The organism is Pseudomonas sp. AC242, from assembly GCF_979258655.1.
On the sequence record NZ_OZ409873.1, the window covers coordinates 718,156 to 736,806 of the forward strand.

The window sequence follows — 18,651 nt, forward strand, 5'->3', positions numbered from 1 at the left end:
AGCCTTCGGCAGCTCCTACAGGGGAACGCATTCCAACTGTAGGAGCTGCCGAAGGCTGCGATCTTTTGATCTTGCTTTAAACCTCGACCGGCACCGACAACTTAGGGCTGCCGAGCGCATGGCTCTTGGCATCAAAAAACCGCAACTCAACGCCCGTGCCTTCGAACACCTGCGCGTAATGCCGCTTCTGATGCTGAACGAACGCCGCACTGCGCGGATAAATCGAGATCGCCACCGTTGCAGGTTTCGCCAAGCGCAGCGCCCGAACGATGTGCGCATCCTGCTCGCTCAAGGCATGGCCAAAGATGCACAGACTGCCGCCATGCCCGAGCAACTGCTCATAACAGAACGACAGGTAATCCGAACTGCGAATAGTCTTGAGCTTGTCCGCACTCGGTCCTTCGGTGACGAACAGCGGCACGTCATCCAGTGTCTTGATCGTGTTGTTGATCGCAAAACTACCGAGCAACGTGCCCTCGGTTGAAGTCAGTTTGCGCGCCGTGCCGTCCTGATTGCGCACCAGATGCAGACCGCCGTGCAGGTACAACAGGCGCGGTTTGTCGGTGGCAGTTTCGCTCAGATCAAAACTCGCATTGGCGCCGTTGAACAGGTCGTCGATGGCGTCGCTTTGATGTTGCAGCGCCCAGTAATTGAGCAAGTCGTAGTTGGTGGTGAACACGGTGCGATAGCGCGCCAGTTCTTCGTTCAACGTCACCAGCGTCGAAGGCTTCACCAGTCGCCACGGAATGTGCACCGCGTGCACGGTGTTGATCAGCGCTTCCTTGATCGCGTAGTAACGATTGCGCGGCGCCGCCGAGCTGACAGCCAACGCCTTGTTGACCCGGCTGGTGGTTTTCAGTGCGCCGAGTACCTGCTCGAAACTGCGCGTCTGCATCGCGTCGAACACCGCCAGTTCCGACGGGCTCAGCGGTTTTTCTTCGACGGTGCGGGCGTTTTCAAACAGCGAGTCGTAGCCGAAGTCGTCCCACACCGCACGGCTGGCGCCATTGCCTACCAACAGACCGTTGAAGTCGGTCGCGGCGCGCAGGGTGTTCCAGTCTTCGAGGCTGGCGTCGACATCGAGAAAATCGGTCATTGCGTAGGCGGTCTCAAAACAAAGGGGCTGATGGACGGCGACTTTATCACGAGCCGGCATTGAGCCAGATCAAGATCGCTCGTGACCGATCGGTCGATGCTGTGTCTATCCGCCGAACCGGAGCAGTCGATTCGGCCCCTGTCAGGAGATGCGCGCATGACCAGCACCTTTTTCATTCCGGCGGTAAACATCATGGGCAACGGCTGCCTCGATGAAGCTATGGTCGCCATTCGCAACTACGGTTTTCGCAAAGCGTTGATCGTCACTGACACGGGGCTGGCCAAGGCTGGCGTGGCCACGATGGTTGCCGAGAAACTGGCGATGCAGGACATCGATTCGGTGATTTTCGACGGCGCCAAACCGAACCCGAGCATTGCCAATGTCGAGTCGGGTCTGGGGCTGCTAAAGGAAAGTCGCTGCGATTTCGTCGTCTCGCTGGGCGGCGGTTCGCCGCACGACTGCGCCAAAGGCATTGCCCTGTGCGCGACCAATGGCGGGCAGATCCGTGATTACGAAGGCGTCGATCAATCGAGCAAGCCGCAACTGCCGCTGATCGCGATCAACACCACCGCCGGCACCGCCAGCGAGATGACCCGGTTCTGCATCATCACCGACGAATCACGGCACGTGAAAATGGCCATCGTCGACCGCAACGTCACACCGCTGCTGTCGGTCAATGACCCCGAGCTGATGGTCGCCATGCCCAAAGGTCTGACGGCCGCCACCGGCATGGATGCGCTGACCCACGCCATCGAGGCGTATGTCTCGACTGCCGCCAATCCGATCACCGACGCCTGTGCGCTGAAAGCCATGACCCTGATCAGCAACAATTTGCGCCTGGCTGTGCGTGACGGCAGCGACCTCGCCGCGCGGGAAAATATGGCTTACGCGCAGTTCCTCGCCGGCATGGCCTTCAACAATGCCTCGCTCGGCTACGTGCATGCGATGGCGCATCAATTGGGCGGGTTCTACGACTTGGCCCATGGCGTGTGCAACGCGGTGCTGCTGCCTCATGTGCAGACGTTCAACGCGCTGGTGTGTGCCGATCGGCTGACCGATGTTGCTCACGCCATGGGCGCCGACATTCGCGGTTTCAGCGCCGAAGAGGGGGCGCAGGCGGCGATCAATGCGATCCGCTGCCTGGCCAAAGATGTCGAGATTCCCGATGGCCTGCGCGAATTGGGCGCCAGACTCAGTGACATTCCGCTGCTCGCCAGCAATGCGCTGAAAGACGCCTGCGGTCTGACCAATCCTCGGGCGGCGGATCAGCGCCAGATCGAGGAGATTTTTCGTAACGCGTTTTGAGCGGTTACGACGGGTCAGCCCTTGCTCTCAGAAGTCACCGTAAACGTTCGAACACGGCCCCAATCTGACAATTTTCCATTGATATTGTGAATGGCGGATATTCGATACCTGCCTTCCTTCAGGGGGAGGGTAGGTTGAGTATGCCATTGCTTTTCGCTGTCGACGTCGGCTCTGGCAATCTCCAGGTCGTTGTCCAAATCGATAATGCTAACGATGCCAGTGGGCTGCGTGACATCGCCATAAAAGTCCGGAACGGCATCTACCTCGGCTTCTTCCTCCGGTTCCATAACGACCGGAATGTTGATGGGGGGCCGCAAGTGCACCTTGTATTTGCGCTCCTCGCTCCAACCTGACTCGACGCCTTCCAACTCCTGGCGGGCTTTAATCCCATGCTCCCCCGAGGACTGGGCTCCGCTGAAGCTGAACGCCCATCGTCCATTTTTGCTGACCTGTCCTCCACCCAGCGAATGCGTCTCTTCAATGTTCCAAACCTGCACCAGAGCACCCGGTATACCGCTGCCGAGAAACAGTGTTGCAACCCCCGTGTTCTTGTCCTTTTCGGGGTACGTGATGGTCGGGGGCGGGACAGGTTGCGTGTTGGGCTTGTCGGGAGTGCTCATTGTGTTTCTCGTTTCAGGCTGATTTGAAACGAAACACTGGCACGGCGTGTCCCGTTTCGAACCTGTAAAAACTACCAGTTTTTTAGCTTTTTTTGCTTGATACGTAATTTCATTTTCTTCTAAAAAACTGTCATTTCTGTCAGTTGTCTGGCGTGGCTGCTTCGGATCGAATGCTCTGACAACGGGGGTCGACGTCGATCTCTCAAGGAGCACACGAACATGCCGAAAGCCACAGCACCCACAGTATCGAAAGCCCCCAAAACAGCAAAAGCACAATCAGCGGGAGAGCTGGATGATCGCTTTGGCCTGCGCACGCTGAATTTTCCCGGAGCGAGCAAGACCATTGGCCATGGGGTGGCGATAACGCCGTCAGGGCAAATCATGGTCAGCGCAACCGTTGAGGTATCGGGCCTTCCGTACTACGGCCTGGCGCGTCTGGATGCCAATGGCAATCCAGATCCGGGCTTTGGTAATGGCGGCTATCTTCGCGGCCGATTTGGCAATGGTCTGCTCTCGCAAGCCGGACAGTTGATCGTGGATGCAACCGGCCGGATCTACCTGTGCGGCGTGATTGGCGAGAGCAAAGACACCGCCATCGAATACCAACAGGTCATCGCTCGATTCATGCCCGACGGCTCGCCGGATACCGGGTTCGGCGACGATGACGATGACCATAAAAGCGGTTATCGGATTGTGCCCACGCGTATTCCTCTGCTGACAGGCGCCACGGGTGGCGGTCTGATTCTGGCGAAGTCCACGCCCCTGGCGGCGGAGCCGGACAGGCTGCTTTTCGTGACCTCGCAAAAGGGCAGTGGCTTGCTGACGCGCTTCCTACTGGATGGCTCCGACGACTCATCGTTCGCTGCCAACGGCTGGATTGTCCTGACGCTTAAGGAGGTGGCAATTTCATTGCGAGGGATCATCCAACTCGACGATGGGCTTATTCTGGTGCATGGCAAAACGGAAATAACCAATCAGGGATTGGTCATGGCGTTCGACAGCAGCGGAAACGTCGCAGAGGCGTTTGGCAACAAGGGGACATTGCTGTTGAACCTTGAACAGGATGACAAGCCGCTCGAAAGCTCGGTCGAGCAGGTCATTGTGCAAACGTCAGAGCGCTTGCTCTTGCTCGGTTCGGCGGTCGAAGCGTCGGCAGGGGACAAATTCCAGCACGCGTTTATCAGCGGCATCACCCACACCGGCGAAAAGGATGAAACATTCAATGGCAAATATCCGGTTATCACCCCTGCGACAGGGACCCTCGATCTCAGGAGCTGGACGGAAGGGTTCGCCCTGGATGACAGCGCCGGCCATCGAATCGTCACGGTTGGACAAACCTCGGGGGGCACACGAGGTTTACTGACGGGAGGCTTTTTGGCAAATGGCGCCGTGGATCCGGCATTCAACGTCGAGGGTGCGGCGCAGATCGAGTGGCCTGCGAAGAGTGCCTGTATGCAGAATTCATCGGTGCTGGTCTTGGGGAACAGAAATGGCAGGGTGCAACTGATTCGCTTGCTAACCGCATCGGTCAGTGATCTGTGAAATCCCCCCGTCGGTTGATTGGCAGAACGGCAATCCTCCGAGATCGGTGGCCTGCTGTGACGCGTTCGCAAACAAGCCCGCTCCCACATTGAAATTCGATCCCCTGTGGGAGCGAGCCTGCTCGCGAAGACTGACTTCCAGACACTGAAAAACATCGATTCAAACGATCATCCAGCAGCCACTGTATTCTTCTCAAACACCCCGCCAAACTGAATCAACACCACTCCGGCAATCAACAACAGCGCGCCCGATACCCGCGATACCGTCAGTTGTTTTTCAACCAGCCCGAACCACCCGAAGTGATCCAGCGCCATCGACGCAATGACTTGCCCTGCCAACGCCAGCGCGACAAACCCTGAAGCGCCAAGCTTGGGCAACAACGCTACCGCCAACGCAACAAAACACACACCAAACGCACCACCGGCCCACATCCACAACGGCGCCTTGCTGATAAACGCCAACGACGGCAACGGCAAACGCAACGCCAGAATCACCGGCAGCAACACGATCACGCTGACCAGCAACGACGCCAATGTCGCCCACAACGGATGTCCCAGCCCACGCGCAAGATTGCTGTTGATCGCACTCTGAAACGGCACCACCGCCCCGGCAAACGCGGCCAGCACCAGCAAACCGGCCCACTGCAACGTACTCATGTTCATCACTCCAAGAGGTTTTGCTGGACTCTAGGGTATTCGTCGAGCAGATTTAAATTCCGTTTCGTCATCCAGTACATGCATCAGATGAATGATCTGCGCCGTATCGACCTCAACCTGTTGGTGATCCTCGACACCCTGCTCAGCGAGCAGCACGTCACCCGCGCCGCCGAGCGTTTGCACCTCAGTCAACCGGCGGTCAGCCATGCGCTGGCACGGTTGCGCGATCTGCTCGGCGATCCGCTGCTGGTGCGGGCCGGCTCGACGCTGGTGCCCACCGCGCGAGCGCTGGAACTGGTCGCGCCGCTGGCCGAAGCGTTGGCTCAGGTGCAATCGCTGCTGGCGCCGAACACCTTCGATCCGGCGAGTGCGCGCAGGACGTTTCGCGTGGCGATGTCGGACTACGGCGCAGCGATCATTCTGCCTACGCTGATCCGCACCCTGCGCCGGGAAGCGCCGGGCATCGACCTGCAAATCAGCCATGCCAGTCGCGAAGGCATGCTGGAAGGCGTGCTCAATGGCGATATCGATGTCGCCGCCGGCGTCTTCCCGGAAATGCCCCACGAACTGCGCAGCTCAGTACTGTTTGAAGAGCGCTACGTCTGCCTGCTGGATCGCCAGACGTTGCCTGTCAACGGAGTTCTGGATTTGCCGACCTACCTGTCACGTCCACATGTACTGCTGGAAATGCGCGGCAGCGGCACGCCGGAAATCGAGCGCGCATTGACGTCATTGCGTGAGCGTCGCCGCGTCGCGATCAGCCTGCCGCACTGGAACGTCGCGCCGCAGTTCATCAGTGGCACGGATCTGATTCTTACGGTGTCTTCACGCAGCGTGCGCGAGCTTGATCAGCGCGAACTGATCGTGGTGCCGCCGCCGTTCGAGATTGCGCCATTCACGTTTGTGCTGGCGTGGCATAAGCGGCGGGGCGGGGATCAAGCGTTGAACTGGTTGAATCGGACGATTGAGGAGGGGATAGTGCGCGGCTGAAAAGGTACAAGGAGAAGGAAGTGACAGTGAAGTCTGGCTGGATCGGGTGTGCGGCATTGTGCGGGTGGTTGCTGGCGGGGCAGGCATTGGCCGATTGCACGCCACCCGCGGTGTCGGGAAACTGGGACTTTGGCCAGTGCAAGGATTGGCCTGCTTATCCAGGGCTGACCATCTCTTTGCTATTGAAGTTTGAGCCGGATCCAGTTGACACCGATGGCGGTAAGATTGGCTCTTACGATTTGGGTTTATCCGTTTTATCAGCAGACGACCCAACCCCCATCGCCACTTACCATCAACCTGTTGCATTTTTTTCTGATGCGTTCGCGCTGGATAGCGTGCAGATCGACACCGCGCGCTACAAACTCACGCCTGAACTTCGTGCTTTTGGTATTCGGGCAAATTTCAAAGGCTCGTCTCGCGTTAATCCATTGGATGAAACCGTGCTGTCGCTCTATGTGAAAGAGGGAAGCAAACTGCGTCCTGTGTTGGATCGATTAGTGGTTTACCGCTTCAGTGGTGAATGGGACGGCAATTGCGCGGGAGAACGCGCGACCACTGTTCGCACCATCGAAATGGGTAAAACCAGCTCTCATGGTTTTGCCGACCTTGTCGTTAAATCAGTCACCACCGGTCTCGTCGGAGAAGGATCGCCTGACAATTGCGAAATGAAGACTACGAACGACAAGCCCGTGCTGACCACGCTCCGCTACGACGGAAAAGCGTACGTCCTGCCGCAAGAATTCAAAGGCCTTTAACCGGCCTGCTTAACCCGACTTTTATCAAGGAAGAACAATGCTCACGCCCACCAGACTCCTTATAGCCCTCAGTATTCTGGCCCTCGTTCCTCAAGCCCAGGCCGCTTGCCAGACCAAAGACTTCGACGGCAAATCCCTGTCGCGCTGCAAAGTCTGGCCGGCCGTGCAGAGCCAGGCGATTTCGGTTAAATCCACTTACCTTGCCGACGCCGGCGACGATGAGGCCGGGGTGTTCGATCTGGATCTGTCGATCGTCAATGCGAGCACTTACAACCCCATCGTCACTTACCGTAAACCGGGGGCTTACAACTCCGATGCCGTGCGCTTTGAGGATCTGCGCATCGACACTGCCCGTTATCGACTGGCGCCGGAGGTTCGGGCTTTCGGCTTGCGTTCAAAGTTCGCGCACAGTTCCCACGCCATTCCCTACGAGAAAACCGATCTGGCGCTGTATGTTCGCGAAGGCAATGAGTTGCGTCCGGTGCTGGAGGGCTTGGTGGTTGCCAAGAGCAATGGCGAGTTCATGAATGATTGCGAAGGCTACACAAAGACGATTCGCCGAACCGTCGAGATCGGCTCTTCCAGTCATCATGGTCTGGCCGATTTGATCGTCACGACCAGCGGCAGCAAAATGAAAAACACCCAGTCGGGTAAAGAGTGCGTTTCCAATACCACACGTCTGAAGCAAAAACAGATCACCCTGACCTACGACGGCCAGCAATACATCGTCCCCGAAGACCTCAGAGGTTACTGACCGCATGCTCACCGGCCTCAACCACTTGACCCTCGCCGTCGGCGATTTGCAGCGCAGTCTGGCGTTCTATCGCGATGTGTTGCAACTGCGCGTCGAAGCCACGTGGGACGCCGGCGCTTACCTGTCGCTGCCGGGGCTGTGGTTGTGTCTGTCGCTTGATCCGCTGCGTTCAAGCGAACCGTGCGCCGATTACACCCATTACGCTTTCAGCCTCAATGCAGCCGATTTCTCAACGTTCGTAGCAAGGCTAAAAGCGGCGAATGTGCAGGAATGGCGCGATAACCGCAGCGAAGGTGCGTCGTTCTACTTTCTCGATCCCGACGGCCACAAGCTGGAAATTCACGTCGGCGATCTCGCTTCGCGACTGGGGGCGTGTCGGCAAAAACCGTACGCCGGCATGCGTTTTTACGACGAGTCATGATCAGACACATTTGTCTGTTATAGACTGGCGGCCACGTGTTCTGGCGCTTGCAGGTTTTCCATGACTCCATCGTTGCTAATGGCCGTGCTGGCCTCGGGTTTCATTTACGGCATTACGCCAGGGCCGGGGGTGCTGGCGGTGTTCGGCATCGGTGCAGCCCACGGGCGGCGGGCCGGGGCGGGGTTTCTTTGCGGGCACCTGCTCGGTGATGTGGTCTGGTGCAGCACGGCGCTGATCGCGATTGTCGGCGCCCGGGAAATCGGCAGCACCGCGTTTGATGTGCTCGGTGTGCTCAGCGGTTTGTACTTGTTCTGGCTCGGCTGGCGCGCGGTGCGCGCCCAGCGTCGCAACGGTGACGAGCCGCAGGGCGCGGCGCGCAATCCGTTCTGGCACGGCATTCTGTTCGGCTTGACCAATCCCAAGGCCTATCCGGTGGCGGTCGCGACCTTCACCGCGCTGTTGTCGAGCCGCGCCGAACTGCTCAACTGGTCGATGCTGCCGGCGTTGATTGCCCTGAGTTTCCTCGGCGGCCTGCTGGCCTACGCTATTCTGATTGGCGTGGTTGGCGCGCAACGGGTTCGCACGCTGTATCAGCGTCATGAGTTGCTTATCACCCGCTTGTGCGGCGTGATGTTTATCGGTTTTGCCATCAACGCGCTGGTGCATGCACTGCCGGGGCTGATGCCGAACAAGGCTTGAAAATGTGTGCAGGGAGGCGCAATAAAAAGGTCAGGGATGGTTGATCAGTGCTGCATTGTCCGGACACCCACGCTGAACCATGGAAAGCCGAAATTCCGCGCCGTTGGCGAGTTTTATCGATCTGTTGCTGGACGCCGTCTGCGCGGTCGACAAGCAGGGTCGTTTCGTTTTTGTCAGTGCCGCTTGTGAGCGTGTTTTCGGTTATTCGCCTGAAGAGTTGATCGGCCGGCAAATGATCGAGCTGGTGCACCCGGCGGATCGGCAGCGCACTCTCGCAGCCGCAAACGAAATCATGGGCGGCGAACCCAAGCTCAACTTCGAAAACCGTTACCTGCGCAAGGACGGCAGCGTCGTGCATATCCTCTGGTCGGCGCGTTGGTCGGAAGTCGATCAACTGCGCATCGCCGTCGCGCGCGACATCACCGAGCGCAAGCAGGCCGAGTCGCGCCAGGCAGCGTTGTACGCGATTTCCGAAGCGGCCCATGCGGCGGAAGATCTGCTGGCGCTGTTCAAGCGTATTCATCTGATCATCGGCGAATGGCTGCCGGCGATGAATTTCTCCGTGGCGCTGTACGACGAGCACTGCGCACAACTGAATTTCCCTTATCACGTCGACGATCACGAATTGCAGCCCGAGCAACCGGGCACCGTCACCGGGCGGCTGTGCACGGAAGTTATCCGTAGCGGCCAGCCGATTCTTCTGACACCGGACAGTGCGGATTCCCCAGCCGATTTCGCCGAGTTGGTGGCGGGGCAGAACGCGCCTTGCTGGCTCGGCGTGCCGTTGAACTCGAAAAACGGCACCATCGGCGCCTTGATCGTCAAAAGCCTGCCCGGCGGCGAGCGCTACACCGAGCAAGACAAGGAACTGCTGCAGTACGTTTGCGCCCAGGTCGCCACGGCCATCGAGCGACAGCAATTGCACGCCCGCCTGCGACGTATGGCGCAGTACGACCAGCTGACGCAGCTGCCCAATCGTGAATTGCTGCGCGATCGCTTGAAGGCTGCGTTGGCCAGCGCGCGCGAGCAATCCGGGCACATGGCCTTGTTGTATGTCGATCTGGACCGCTTCAAACAGGTCAATGACACCTTTGGTCACGCCGTCGGCGACATGCTCCTGCAAACCGTAGCCAATCGCCTCAAGGGCTGCGTGCGGGAAACCGATACCGTGGCCAGAATCGGCGGCGATGAATTTGTCGTGTTGCTGCACAGTGTCCAGGTCTCGGAAGATGCTGACGGCGTGGCGGAAAAAATCCGACAGGTGCTGGTGCAACCGATGCGTCTCGATGGCCACAACCTGCACATCGAACCAAGCATCGGCGTGGCCCGCTATCCAGAGCACGGCAGTGAAGAACAGCAACTGTTCCGCCATGCAGATCAGGCGATGTACGCCGCCAAACGCTTGAACCATCACGCGTTGAATAGTTGATCCGGGGCCGCCGTTCGTCGCAGCGACTGCAATTTTTCTAAACCTTTGCCGGCCAGAAAATTCTCAATCTAGGCGGGCACCTGCTCGCCACGATCATTACCAAGAGGTAGAGAATCATGCCTAACTCAAGAAACTCGAACTCGGGAAACTTCGCCAACGATCGAACGAAGGCCTCTGAAGCAGGTCGCAAAGGTGGGAAAACCACCACAACGACCGTCGACAAAGAGCCAAAACCAGACATGGGCCGCAAGCCCGCTCAGAAATCGAAGTAGTCGGTGAAGGTAGTTTTGATTGAGAGGCGGGGGCGTAAGCTCCCGCTTGAATTTTGCAAGTAAGGAGGGCGCGACCATGAGCCGAATGGCCACCCGTATACGCACCATGAGTTTTGCATCGCTATTGGGCCTCTGTGCCAGCAGCGCTTTTGCCCAGTCGCCCGCCGATTTCATCAACGATGCCTCGGCCAAAGGCATGGCCGACATCGAGGCCAGTCGTCTGGCCCACAGCAAGGCCGAATCGAAAGAGGTCAAGGACTACACCATCGTCGTCATCAACGACCGCACGACGGCCAACCAGCACCTGGCGAAAATCGCCAAGAAACTTGACCTGCCCGTCGCGCCTCGTGAAGAGCTGGCCGACAAGGCCAAGGAATTGATGCCGCAAGTGACCGACGGCGCCTCCTTTGATCAGGCCTACGCCGCCAGTCAGGTCAAAGCCACTGAAGAGGCCATCGAGCAGATTCAGCAGGAAGCGCAGACCACCGACGTGCCGGAGATCAAGGCGTTTGCTGACGAGACCTTGCCGAAACTGCAAAGCCATCTGGAGATGGCTCGCCAGTTGCAGGCCAGCCGCTAATCAAGAGCAAAAGATCGCAGCCTTCGGCAGCTCCTACTCAATCCCTGTAGGAGCTGCCGAAGGCTGCGATCTTTTGCTTTCAATCCTCAACACTCATTTAAATCCTGCTTCGACTTACTCTTCTCGCCCAATCCCTCAAGATTGAACACCTCACCCTCGCCCAGCGAGCGGTAGTGCCTGCGCAACGCCTCCAACTGCTTCAGATCCAGCGCCTCCAGCCCAAGCATCGCGTTCTGCGCCTCTTTGGTCACCAAGAGCAACTCATCGATCTTCAAATGCAGAATATCGGTATCGCGGTTCTGCGTGTTCTGGATCAGGAACACCATCAGGAAGGTGATGATGGTGGTCGAGGTGTTGATGATCAGTTGCCAGGTGTCGTTGTAATCAAAGATCGGCCCGCTCAAACCCCACAACCCGATCAAGATCAACGCGCCCATGAAGGTCTTGGGACTACCGGCCACCATCGCGAGCTTCTGGGAGATTTTTGCGAATTTCATAGCCGTGTTCCTTATTGGGGGAGTGCTTGAAATTCAGACATTGGCGGCGTTATGAAAATTCTACTGATGTGCAAGATGTCCCTGAAAAACCGGCCTCACGACCGGTTTTGGCATTGGTACTCTAAACCTCGAGTTCGACGTCGACGGTCCAGTGGAAGTAACCCACCACCTCACACTGCTGATTGACCAGCATGAAACTCAGTTCGCATTGCACATCGCCAGGTTTCTTCGGCGTGCAGGTCCAATAGTGGTCGTCAGCTTTTCGACTGCCCAGCGTGGTCGGGTCGTCCGGGTTGGGGGCGGGCACCGTCAGGTTGGTATGAATTTGCAGGTTCGGTTCGGAAAGCACACCGCTGTCAGCCACGGTCATGCGGTACACAACCACACTGTGTTCGGCGATCAGGCTGACGGAGCGTCCACGAACGTGCAGGTCGCAGCCAGTTTCGACCTGGATTGTTATTGAGCTGTCATTTATGACTATTTCTTTCGGATTGTTACCAGTTGCGAAAAAGATAAAACCATCGGTAATGCTCGTCGGCGCGGCGGCGTCCAGACTTGGATTTGGGTAATGCTTCAGTACTGATTCGGCATCGACGATCAGCAACACGTTGTGTGCGCTGCTAACGCCGGATGAGGGCGACGGGATCGGTTCGCTGGTCATCATGGATTCCTTTCATGATGTTGGCACAAAACGACAGCCGCTTCGGTCAAGGCAACACTTCCTGTTCCGGCCGCAGCGGCAGCGGATCGGTTGAGCCCCTTGTCACCAAAGGGCTCGACACATCATCAGTTATGAATGGAGATGAACGGATCCCACGAACAGCAGCCGATGATCTGGCAGTTGCGATCGACGATCAGGAAGTGGAAGTGATAGGTCACGCGACCACAGTCGAGGGTTTCGGATGACCAATAGTGGTTGTCGACTTTCTGGCAGCTTGGTACGGATGGATTGCTCGTGTTGGGCACAGCAACGCACGCTGTGGCCTTGCGCGGCGAGGGCGGCGAGATCAGGTTTTCTCCGGCGTTGGGGACGAATTTGTAGAAAATTACCGCCTGTTCGAAGCTCTGCGACAGGCTGGTTTCACGCCAGCGGATCAGATCGCCGACCTGAGCCTTGAGATCCAGTTCGCCACCGGCCTGACCACTGACGACGTTGTCCTGATTGGTGACCATGTACACATGTTTCCAATCAATCAGCGTTGGGTTCTTCGGATCCTTGCTGATGTTTGGATATTTTTTCAGAATGGTTTCGGTGTCGATGGAAACCAGAATATCCGTCACTCGAGACATGGTGATGCTCCTTTTTCATAGTGAACGTCGGACTGCAATCCAGGCACGACGACGCTTGCTTGCCGTATGGCTTTTGCGAGCACACTACTGGGGGGAACCCACTGATCACGAGAAATGAACAGGCCGTGCTCCTTGCACGAAATCGACTGATTCGGGTTCCTTCCGATTGCCGCTCCTTGACTATAGGTATGATTTTTTAGCTGTCAAAATCGCTTTTGTCTGGCTCGACGGACGGTCACCTGATTTATTAGAACCAACCCATTGGCGATAAGCCGATGGGTTGGTCCGACACCCTTTGCAATTCAGTCGCTCTGGAACTGTTTGCTGTGCGGCCTGTATCGTGACGAACCGCTGGTATGTCCCGACAGGAGAACGCAATGAGTTGGTCCGCCAAACAATACGTCGCTTTCGAAGATGAACGCACCCGCCCGGCCCGCGATCTGCTCGCCGCGATTCCTACGCCTGAAACGCGAACTGTGGTCGATATCGGTTGCGGTCCCGGCAACTCGACGGAGTTGCTGGTGCAGCGTTTTCCCGGGGCGAAGGTCAGCGGGCTGGACAGCTCGGCAGACATGATCGACGCGGCTCGCAAGCGCTTGCCGGATTTGCAGTTCGAGGTGGCCGAGATTGATCAGTGGGCTGATGCCGGGCCGTTCGATGTGATCTTCGCCAATGCCGTGTTGCAGTGGGTGCCGGATCACGCGACGTTGTTGCCGGCGTTGGCCAGCAAGTTGTCGGCCGGTGGCAGCCTGGCGATCCAGATGCCGGACAACCTCAATGAATCCTCACACCGCTTGATGCGTGAAGTCGCTGCGAATGGCCCGTGGGCGAGCAAGCTTTCCGGCGCTGCGGGGCAACGTACCGACATGGCCTGCGCCAGTGATTATTTCTCGATGCTGCGACCACACTGCGCGCGGGTCGATGTGTGGCGTACGACCTATCACCATCAGCTGTCCGGCGGGGCGGCGGGGGTGGTGGAGTGGTTCAAGGGGAGCGGGTTGATTCCGTTTTTGAGTCCGTTGAGCGAGGCGGAAAAGGCGCAGTACCTGGAGCAATATCTGGCGGAGGTTGAGAAGGCTTATCCGGCATTGGCGGATGGCTCGGTGTTGTTGCCATTTCCACGGTTGTTTATCGTTGCGACGCGCTGAAATAAATTGGCCCACTCACCCCAGCCCTCTCCCGAGGGAGAGGGAGCCGATTGGTGTCGCTTCCAAAACCTGAGTTCGACTCGATTTCGCACGTCGGCGTAGCTCGTACTGGCGCTGCGGTCAGTCCCCTCTCCCTCTGGGAGAGGGTTAGGGTGAGGGCTCAGCGCTGCACCGCCACCAACATCATCATCGGCCGCTCTCGCTCTTCTGCCAGAGCCGGTTGCGCCGCGACTTCAGCATCGCTCGGCCCCCATTCATTGACATGTCGAATCGTGAACCCAGCATCGATCAGCGAATTGAGCAATGTCCCCATCGTTCGATGCTGCTTGATCACGCCCTCAGCCAGCCAGTTCGTCACCCGCTCACCCTCCAACTGATAGCTGTCCAGCGGCCAACGCTTGTTGCCTTCAGCGTCAATCAACCAACCCGGATTACGTGGCGCCATAAAGATCGGATGCTCAATGGAAAACACAAAATGCGAACCCGGTTTCAGCGCCGCGTACAGGTGCGCAAACAACCCCGGCAGATCCTTGATGTAATGCAGCGCTAGCGAACTGTAAGCCAGATCGAAACTGCAGGCGGGCAGGTCGAGCTGTTCCAGGTCGCCGCGCTCATAGCGAATATTCGCCGTCGTGGTGGTCTCCCGTGCCCGCTCCAGCATCTTTTCCGAGACATCCAGCCCCAAGACACTGGCCGCGCCATTCTCAATGGCCCAGCGACTGAACCAGCCATAACCGCAGCCCAGATCCACCACGTTCAGGCCATGCATGGAGGGCAACAGCGCCTTGAGCGCTGGCCACTCCGGCGCCGCGTCGAGGCCGCCGATGGAACGGTTCATCTGGCTGTAACCCTGGAAGAATTCGGGATCGTCGTAAATATTTTGGGTCATGGTGAAGTGCTCTTTTGAGTTCGGTCGTCAGCGGCAATGTGGCCGCGATTGGAATCCCTCGAAAGTGATGGCGCGTATTCGTCGATGGCCGCGCAGGGGGAGGGTGGTGGTTGATGAGGAAATGCTAGTCGGTTGGGCGGGAGGTGAAAACCGGTGGAGTGTTGTGGATCTGTAATGTCGGGGAAATCGCTATTTGTTATCGCTTCATAAACATGTTCCGACTGAAGTGTTTAGAGGCGTGCGGTGTTACGTCCTGAAGCCTACAAATCCTTGCGCCGTTGCCTACCGCTACGCCAGAATCCGCCGGCTTGTGCGCTTGGGGGGCGGTCGGTAACTTGGTTCGCGTCACTGATTTCCAGTGATCGGGTTTAGTAGCCCGGAATCCCCCCTAAATGGCTGCACAAGTACCATTCAAACAGGCGAATGCTTGTACTCGATGGTGGCTGTGCGCATGGCGCCCTCGGGTGCGCCGGATTTAGGGTTTGGGGTCCGGTCTACTAACTTGCGCACAGCTGCCTCCCATCCGTTTAGTAGCGAGATTGGTTGCGGCCCCTATTGATAGGTACCAAGCCCATGTACAAAGTAACGCCAAATCCGCCGGAAACCGATCCGGCATCCCCCTACGAATCACCCAATTCCAAGAAATTCCACGAAGCCGCCGAACGCGCGCTCGACCACTACCTCAGCCCGACCGCGCAGATCATGGGTTCCACCCGCGAACCTGAACCGATGTACCTCGCCAACCCTGCCTATGACACCGAATCGTTGCTGGCCAACGCCAGCGAAACCCTCGGCTCGGCCACCACCATGCTCAACAACTTCGCCGCGCTGCTCGACACCTCGCACCGCAAGACTGCACTCGGCATCGCGCAGGTCGTCATGTTGGGGGAATTGGCGGTGAATCAGGCGCTGGATAAGGTTGTGCCGGCGGGTTAATCCTTTCGCTTCAAGAAGCCAAAGAAACCGGCCAATGAGTGCCGGTTTCTCGAGACGGCTACCTGGCAGCACGACTTCCGGCAAGTAGCCCGATGTTTTGGTCGATGCGTTGTTGAATGGTGCGCAAGGTTTCCTGGGTGATCACACCCGGATACAAACTTTCAGCCATGGCTGTGAATCGGCTAGCCACCTCGCAAAATCGGTCAATGATGTCGGCGGCCGTAGCGGCGTTTACTTCAGCCTCCACTGCAAGGTTGAGCAGGTGTTCTCTTCCAATTTCCAAGGCTTCACCCATCACGTCCATCTGGTGATAGCCTCCCGGCCCCTCGCAGAAAGTGACGTCATAGGCCGGCGCTAATTTCCAGTCTCCGCCAGGCGACATGATGTAAGCAAAGTTCTTCGGATGGTCGTCTCGGTTATTGAATGCGACATTGAAGACGACCCGCTCAAACGCTACGGCTTTCTCTCGTACGTCATTGCTGCACTTATGAGTCGCACGCAAGAAGTTGACGTAGTCCAGCGCCCCTGGGGATCTGAAGTCCGCACCGGTAAAGGCTGCAAGACTCTGCATGGGCACCCGCAAGTCGTTTTGTCGGTCAAAGCGTTTGGTGGCAAAAGCGGCCATTCCTTCAGACAGGCTGAAATAACGAGTGTCAGGGGTTTGGATACCGCACAAGCGTAAACATTCGGCATAGACCATTTCGATGGCGCACACCTCGGGATGTTCTTTCTGAGCCGGAAACTTCACCAACCAGGCTTCGAAACCGGGAGTGGCAGCCGTAGTAAAGGCGTCAGTGTGCGGATCGCGATACACCAGCGCTTTTGGTCGGGCGCCTTGTGGAGAACCTCCGACCAGTAGCAGCTTCTGGAGAAGCTCTCCACCTTTACCTTTGAGTACTTCCTGCACTTCGGACGCGAGCAACTCGATGGGAACATGCATTTGCGGTTCCAGCGCCTCGGGTGCAACAGGTTCAAACGACATGGCCCCCATGGCATTGTTGCCAATGTAGGCTAGCCGCTCCAAGGGGCCTATGCGCGCGGGGTTGAGGCCTCGACGTTTGAACAATCGGTCCATCAGCAACATGCCCCAGCCATCTGGCAGCGAGTCATAAACCGGCCCAGGCAGTCCCAACTGATGTGACGGGAAATCCCGGTTTAACCTGGCTCCCTGTAATGGAAGCCTCAAGGAGGAGAGTTCCAGCCCTCTGTTTTTTGCCTCATCGCTGTACTCAAACATGACCTGCGGGCGACCGGTCAGGGCTTTCGTCGAAGCAAGTGTGCCCCACCGCCAACGTTCACCCCAGCCCTCGTAGTAGACGTCCACTTGTTCAAGCATTGTCGGCTTTCCTTTTGATGCGATGACGCTTGGCCGTTTTTTCGTAGCGAATGATATCGTCTAGAGTTTCGAGCCTTGGCAGAAACAACCCTTCGAGTTCCTTTTCGCGCCCGAGAACCATTGCCACTCGCACCATGTTGTCGAAACTCACATTACGACCGGCTTCAAGGTTTGACACCGTATTCGTCGCAATGCCCGCGCGAGCGGCCACGTCTGCCTGTGTCATCTCCAAAGCCAATCGTTCTGTGCGCAGGCGGTGGCAAATCCGTTTGACGATCTCGCTTGCGGTGGTGAGGCTTAAATCCAGCATGTCGTGTGTACCGTCGGCGTTCAGTTTTGATTCTCAGTACGCAATATACTGTGGATTAAACCTGAAAATATCATTTAACTCACAAGAAAATGTAATTAGGTTTAATGGGTAGGATAGGCCAGCACGGGTTGACGCGCCAAGGTTCAACCCTGCTGCAAAACTTTCAGAGCCGCCGACGCCAGAAAGCCCGAGCGGCTTTTCTCTTCCGGGTGATGCAACACATACTCATCAATGCGATTGAGCAAATGGCCCGGCAGGGTGATGTTGAGCTTTTGGGCTTTGCCCAAATACTTGAGCACATCGATATCCACCACGGCCCATGCACAACCGGCGTATTTCGGGTTGGCCACGTGCAGGCTCAGTTTGCTGGCCGCTGGAATGGGGGCGTCGTCGTCCGCCAGAATCTCGAAATGACCTTCGATGGCTTCGCGAGCCATGGCGACGGCATCGTCCATATCCTCTCCGGCGGAAAAGCATCCAGGAATGTCCGGGACTTCTACACCCCAGGCGTGATGGTCATCGCCAATTGAAATCGCAATCGGGTAGAGCATATTCGTTGTCCTCCATGGCGCAACTGACTCAGAGAGTCAAAGCAGCGCCTGCTGCAAAATACTGATGGCCGTTTTCTTCAGCAGATCCTTTTTTGGATGTGGCACGGTGACCAGTCCTGGTTTGCTCGGGTGCTTGAAGTGATGGTGACTTCCTTTGATCCTTACCAGATACCAACCGTCTGCGACGAGTTGGCCGATTAAAAAACGGCTATTCACAACACCTCCCTGTGGTGTGCTTGGTGGGTACTATACCCATTGAACTAATATGATCAACACTATAACCACCGGGCGGTAGTGGTCCTCTGACGGGCGGGGTCGCTTAGCGCAGTCTAGATAAGGCAGAAGCGATGGTGAGGTGGGTGTGTTACCGGGTTTTGCTTATGTTCATGTGGCGATCTTCCGCTGCAAAATAATGGAACACATCTTTTTCTGACGTCACTGCTCGGGCTGCTAACGTTGAACTCTAATGGGCGAAGGTCATGGACCCTCAACGAGCCTGTTGAAAGGAAATCACCTCTCGATATAGCCAGCGTAGTTATGCATGGAATTTGCCCATGTGATCGTCAGAAGGGAGT

23 protein-coding genes are annotated in these 18,651 nt (G+C 57.3%); 12 read left to right on the forward strand and 11 right to left on the reverse strand.

Annotation, left to right across the window (positions count from 1 at the left end; translation table 11 throughout):
• Positions 1-76: 76 nt before the first annotated feature.
• Positions 77-1,096 (reverse strand): DUF4917 family protein, encoded by a 1,020-nt coding sequence (locus tag ACZZ0A_RS03260; RefSeq protein ID WP_463542503.1) that lies wholly within the window; start codon positions 1,094-1,096, stop codon positions 77-79.
• A 156-nt stretch (positions 1,097-1,252) separates the two neighbouring features.
• Between ACZZ0A_RS03260 and yiaY the strand changes: the two genes are divergently transcribed.
• Positions 1,253-2,401, forward strand: a complete 1,149-nt coding sequence (gene yiaY / locus ACZZ0A_RS03265) for an L-threonine dehydrogenase (RefSeq protein WP_007911504.1) — start codon at positions 1,253-1,255, stop codon at positions 2,399-2,401.
• Between the two features lie 14 nt (positions 2,402-2,415).
• Here the strand turns inward: yiaY and ACZZ0A_RS03270 are convergent, their stop codons facing one another.
• Complete coding sequence (locus ACZZ0A_RS03270; RefSeq protein WP_463542504.1) at positions 2,416-3,021, reverse strand: hypothetical protein; 606 nt, start codon at positions 3,019-3,021, stop codon at positions 2,416-2,418.
• 219 nt (positions 3,022-3,240) lie between these two features.
• Between ACZZ0A_RS03270 and ACZZ0A_RS03275 the strand changes: the two genes are divergently transcribed.
• Positions 3,241-4,563 (forward strand): NHL repeat-containing protein, encoded by a 1,323-nt coding sequence (locus ACZZ0A_RS03275; RefSeq protein WP_463542505.1) that lies wholly within the window; start codon positions 3,241-3,243, stop codon positions 4,561-4,563.
• Positions 4,564-4,730: 167 nt separating this feature from the next.
• Here ACZZ0A_RS03275 and ACZZ0A_RS03280 read toward each other — a convergent pair whose 3' ends face one another.
• On the reverse strand, positions 4,731-5,219 hold the full coding sequence (locus tag ACZZ0A_RS03280) for a DMT family transporter (protein WP_463542506.1): 489 nt from the start codon (positions 5,217-5,219) through the stop codon (positions 4,731-4,733).
• A 78-nt stretch (positions 5,220-5,297) separates the two neighbouring features.
• Here ACZZ0A_RS03280 and ACZZ0A_RS03285 point away from each other — a divergent pair, with 78 nt between their 5' ends.
• From ACZZ0A_RS03285 to ACZZ0A_RS03320, 8 genes are all read left to right on the forward strand, one after another.
• Complete coding sequence (locus tag ACZZ0A_RS03285; RefSeq protein ID WP_463542507.1) at positions 5,298-6,209, forward strand: LysR family transcriptional regulator; 912 nt, start codon at positions 5,298-5,300, stop codon at positions 6,207-6,209.
• A gap of 20 nt (positions 6,210-6,229) precedes the next feature.
• A complete protein-coding gene (locus tag ACZZ0A_RS03290) occupies positions 6,230-6,964 on the forward strand; it encodes a PA3715 family protein (RefSeq protein ID WP_463542508.1) in 735 nt (244 codons plus the stop codon).
• Positions 6,965-7,001: 37 nt separating this feature from the next.
• Positions 7,002-7,718: a PA3715 family protein gene (locus ACZZ0A_RS03295; protein WP_007911492.1), complete on the forward strand. Its 717-nt coding sequence runs from the start codon at positions 7,002-7,004 to the stop codon at positions 7,716-7,718.
• 4 nt (positions 7,719-7,722) lie between these two features.
• Positions 7,723-8,139, forward strand: coding sequence for a fosfomycin resistance glutathione transferase (gene fos, locus ACZZ0A_RS03300; protein ID WP_095113811.1), 417 nt, complete (start codon positions 7,723-7,725; stop codon positions 8,137-8,139).
• Between the two features lie 60 nt (positions 8,140-8,199).
• A complete protein-coding gene (locus ACZZ0A_RS03305; protein ID WP_095113810.1) occupies positions 8,200-8,838 on the forward strand; it encodes a LysE family translocator in 639 nt (212 codons plus the stop codon).
• Between the two features lie 79 nt (positions 8,839-8,917).
• Positions 8,918-10,267: a sensor domain-containing protein gene (locus ACZZ0A_RS03310; protein ID WP_095113809.1), complete on the forward strand. Its 1,350-nt coding sequence runs from the start codon at positions 8,918-8,920 to the stop codon at positions 10,265-10,267.
• 116 nt (positions 10,268-10,383) lie between these two features.
• Complete coding sequence (locus ACZZ0A_RS03315) at positions 10,384-10,539, forward strand: KGG domain-containing protein (protein WP_007911485.1); 156 nt, start codon at positions 10,384-10,386, stop codon at positions 10,537-10,539.
• Between the two features lie 76 nt (positions 10,540-10,615).
• Positions 10,616-11,119: a DUF4142 domain-containing protein gene (locus ACZZ0A_RS03320; protein WP_007911484.1), complete on the forward strand. Its 504-nt coding sequence runs from the start codon at positions 10,616-10,618 to the stop codon at positions 11,117-11,119.
• An 86-nt stretch (positions 11,120-11,205) separates the two neighbouring features.
• Here the strand turns inward: ACZZ0A_RS03320 and ACZZ0A_RS03325 are convergent, their stop codons facing one another.
• The 3 genes from ACZZ0A_RS03325 to ACZZ0A_RS03335 form a co-directional block, all read right to left on the reverse strand.
• Positions 11,206-11,616: a low affinity iron permease family protein gene (locus ACZZ0A_RS03325; RefSeq protein ID WP_007911483.1), complete on the reverse strand. Its 411-nt coding sequence runs from the start codon at positions 11,614-11,616 to the stop codon at positions 11,206-11,208.
• Positions 11,617-11,737: 121 nt separating this feature from the next.
• The gene (locus ACZZ0A_RS03330) at positions 11,738-12,277 is read right to left on the reverse strand and encodes an AidA/PixA family protein (RefSeq protein ID WP_007911482.1); all 540 of its coding nucleotides are present in this window, start codon (positions 12,275-12,277) and stop codon (positions 11,738-11,740) included.
• 125 nt (positions 12,278-12,402) lie between these two features.
• Complete coding sequence (locus ACZZ0A_RS03335) at positions 12,403-12,906, reverse strand: inclusion body family protein (protein WP_007911481.1); 504 nt, start codon at positions 12,904-12,906, stop codon at positions 12,403-12,405.
• Between the two features lie 377 nt (positions 12,907-13,283).
• Between ACZZ0A_RS03335 and tam the strand changes: the two genes are divergently transcribed.
• Positions 13,284-14,054, forward strand: a complete 771-nt coding sequence (tam, locus tag ACZZ0A_RS03340) for a trans-aconitate 2-methyltransferase (RefSeq protein ID WP_463542509.1) — start codon at positions 13,284-13,286, stop codon at positions 14,052-14,054.
• A gap of 160 nt (positions 14,055-14,214) precedes the next feature.
• On the opposite strand, the gene ACZZ0A_RS03345 is transcribed toward tam, so the two are convergent.
• The gene (locus ACZZ0A_RS03345; RefSeq protein ID WP_463542510.1) at positions 14,215-14,943 is read right to left on the reverse strand and encodes a class I SAM-dependent methyltransferase; all 729 of its coding nucleotides are present in this window, start codon (positions 14,941-14,943) and stop codon (positions 14,215-14,217) included.
• Between the two features lie 573 nt (positions 14,944-15,516).
• On the opposite strand from ACZZ0A_RS03345, the gene ACZZ0A_RS03350 reads away from it, so the two are divergent.
• Positions 15,517-15,879 (forward strand): DUF6124 family protein, encoded by a 363-nt coding sequence (locus ACZZ0A_RS03350; RefSeq protein WP_007911476.1) that lies wholly within the window; start codon positions 15,517-15,519, stop codon positions 15,877-15,879.
• Between the two features lie 58 nt (positions 15,880-15,937).
• Here ACZZ0A_RS03350 and ACZZ0A_RS03355 read toward each other — a convergent pair whose 3' ends face one another.
• The 4 genes from ACZZ0A_RS03355 to ACZZ0A_RS03370 form a co-directional block, all read right to left on the reverse strand.
• The gene (locus ACZZ0A_RS03355) at positions 15,938-17,215 is read right to left on the reverse strand and encodes a type II toxin-antitoxin system HipA family toxin (RefSeq protein WP_463542511.1); all 1,278 of its coding nucleotides are present in this window, start codon (positions 17,213-17,215) and stop codon (positions 15,938-15,940) included.
• Entirely contained in the window at positions 17,208-17,525 is a 318-nt protein-coding gene (locus ACZZ0A_RS03360) for a helix-turn-helix domain-containing protein (RefSeq protein ID WP_007911474.1), read from the reverse strand. The genes ACZZ0A_RS03355 and ACZZ0A_RS03360 overlap by 8 nt, the downstream gene beginning before the upstream one ends.
• A gap of 143 nt (positions 17,526-17,668) precedes the next feature.
• Positions 17,669-18,076, reverse strand: coding sequence for a type II toxin-antitoxin system HicB family antitoxin (locus tag ACZZ0A_RS03365; protein ID WP_463542512.1), 408 nt, complete (start codon positions 18,074-18,076; stop codon positions 17,669-17,671).
• A gap of 36 nt (positions 18,077-18,112) precedes the next feature.
• Positions 18,113-18,292, reverse strand: a complete 180-nt coding sequence (locus ACZZ0A_RS03370) for a type II toxin-antitoxin system HicA family toxin (RefSeq protein ID WP_007911472.1) — start codon at positions 18,290-18,292, stop codon at positions 18,113-18,115.
• Between the last annotated feature and the right edge of the window lie 359 nt (positions 18,293-18,651).

Excerpts from the sequence above, each read along its gene's own strand:
- ACZZ0A_RS03260 (WP_463542503.1), bottom strand. The coding sequence starts at position 1,096 with ATGACCGATTTTCTCGATGTCGACGCCAGCCTCGAAGACTGGAACACC.
- yiaY (WP_007911504.1), top strand. The coding sequence starts at position 1,253 with ATGACCAGCACCTTTTTCATTCCGGCGGTAAACATCATGGGCAACGGC.
- ACZZ0A_RS03270 (WP_463542504.1), bottom strand. The coding sequence starts at position 3,021 with ATGAGCACTCCCGACAAGCCCAACACGCAACCTGTCCCGCCCCCGACC.
- ACZZ0A_RS03275 (WP_463542505.1), top strand. The coding sequence starts at position 3,241 with ATGCCGAAAGCCACAGCACCCACAGTATCGAAAGCCCCCAAAACAGCA.
- ACZZ0A_RS03280 (WP_463542506.1), bottom strand. The coding sequence starts at position 5,219 with ATGAGTACGTTGCAGTGGGCCGGTTTGCTGGTGCTGGCCGCGTTTGCC.
- ACZZ0A_RS03285 (WP_463542507.1), top strand. The coding sequence starts at position 5,298 with ATGCATCAGATGAATGATCTGCGCCGTATCGACCTCAACCTGTTGGTG.
- ACZZ0A_RS03295 (WP_007911492.1), top strand. The coding sequence starts at position 7,002 with ATGCTCACGCCCACCAGACTCCTTATAGCCCTCAGTATTCTGGCCCTC.
- fos (WP_095113811.1), top strand. The coding sequence starts at position 7,723 with ATGCTCACCGGCCTCAACCACTTGACCCTCGCCGTCGGCGATTTGCAG.
- ACZZ0A_RS03305 (WP_095113810.1), top strand. The coding sequence starts at position 8,200 with ATGACTCCATCGTTGCTAATGGCCGTGCTGGCCTCGGGTTTCATTTAC.
- ACZZ0A_RS03310 (WP_095113809.1), top strand. The coding sequence starts at position 8,918 with ATGGAAAGCCGAAATTCCGCGCCGTTGGCGAGTTTTATCGATCTGTTG.
- ACZZ0A_RS03315 (WP_007911485.1), top strand. The coding sequence starts at position 10,384 with ATGCCTAACTCAAGAAACTCGAACTCGGGAAACTTCGCCAACGATCGA.
- ACZZ0A_RS03320 (WP_007911484.1), top strand. The coding sequence starts at position 10,616 with ATGAGCCGAATGGCCACCCGTATACGCACCATGAGTTTTGCATCGCTA.
- ACZZ0A_RS03325 (WP_007911483.1), bottom strand. The coding sequence starts at position 11,616 with ATGAAATTCGCAAAAATCTCCCAGAAGCTCGCGATGGTGGCCGGTAGT.
- ACZZ0A_RS03330 (WP_007911482.1), bottom strand. The coding sequence starts at position 12,277 with ATGACCAGCGAACCGATCCCGTCGCCCTCATCCGGCGTTAGCAGCGCA.
- ACZZ0A_RS03335 (WP_007911481.1), bottom strand. The coding sequence starts at position 12,906 with ATGTCTCGAGTGACGGATATTCTGGTTTCCATCGACACCGAAACCATT.
- tam (WP_463542509.1), top strand. The coding sequence starts at position 13,284 with ATGAGTTGGTCCGCCAAACAATACGTCGCTTTCGAAGATGAACGCACC.
- ACZZ0A_RS03345 (WP_463542510.1), bottom strand. The coding sequence starts at position 14,943 with ATGACCCAAAATATTTACGACGATCCCGAATTCTTCCAGGGTTACAGC.
- ACZZ0A_RS03350 (WP_007911476.1), top strand. The coding sequence starts at position 15,517 with ATGTACAAAGTAACGCCAAATCCGCCGGAAACCGATCCGGCATCCCCC.
- ACZZ0A_RS03355 (WP_463542511.1), bottom strand. The coding sequence starts at position 17,215 with ATGCTTGAACAAGTGGACGTCTACTACGAGGGCTGGGGTGAACGTTGG.
- ACZZ0A_RS03360 (WP_007911474.1), bottom strand. The coding sequence starts at position 17,525 with ATGCTGGATTTAAGCCTCACCACCGCAAGCGAGATCGTCAAACGGATT.
- ACZZ0A_RS03365 (WP_463542512.1), bottom strand. The coding sequence starts at position 18,076 with ATGCTCTACCCGATTGCGATTTCAATTGGCGATGACCATCACGCCTGG.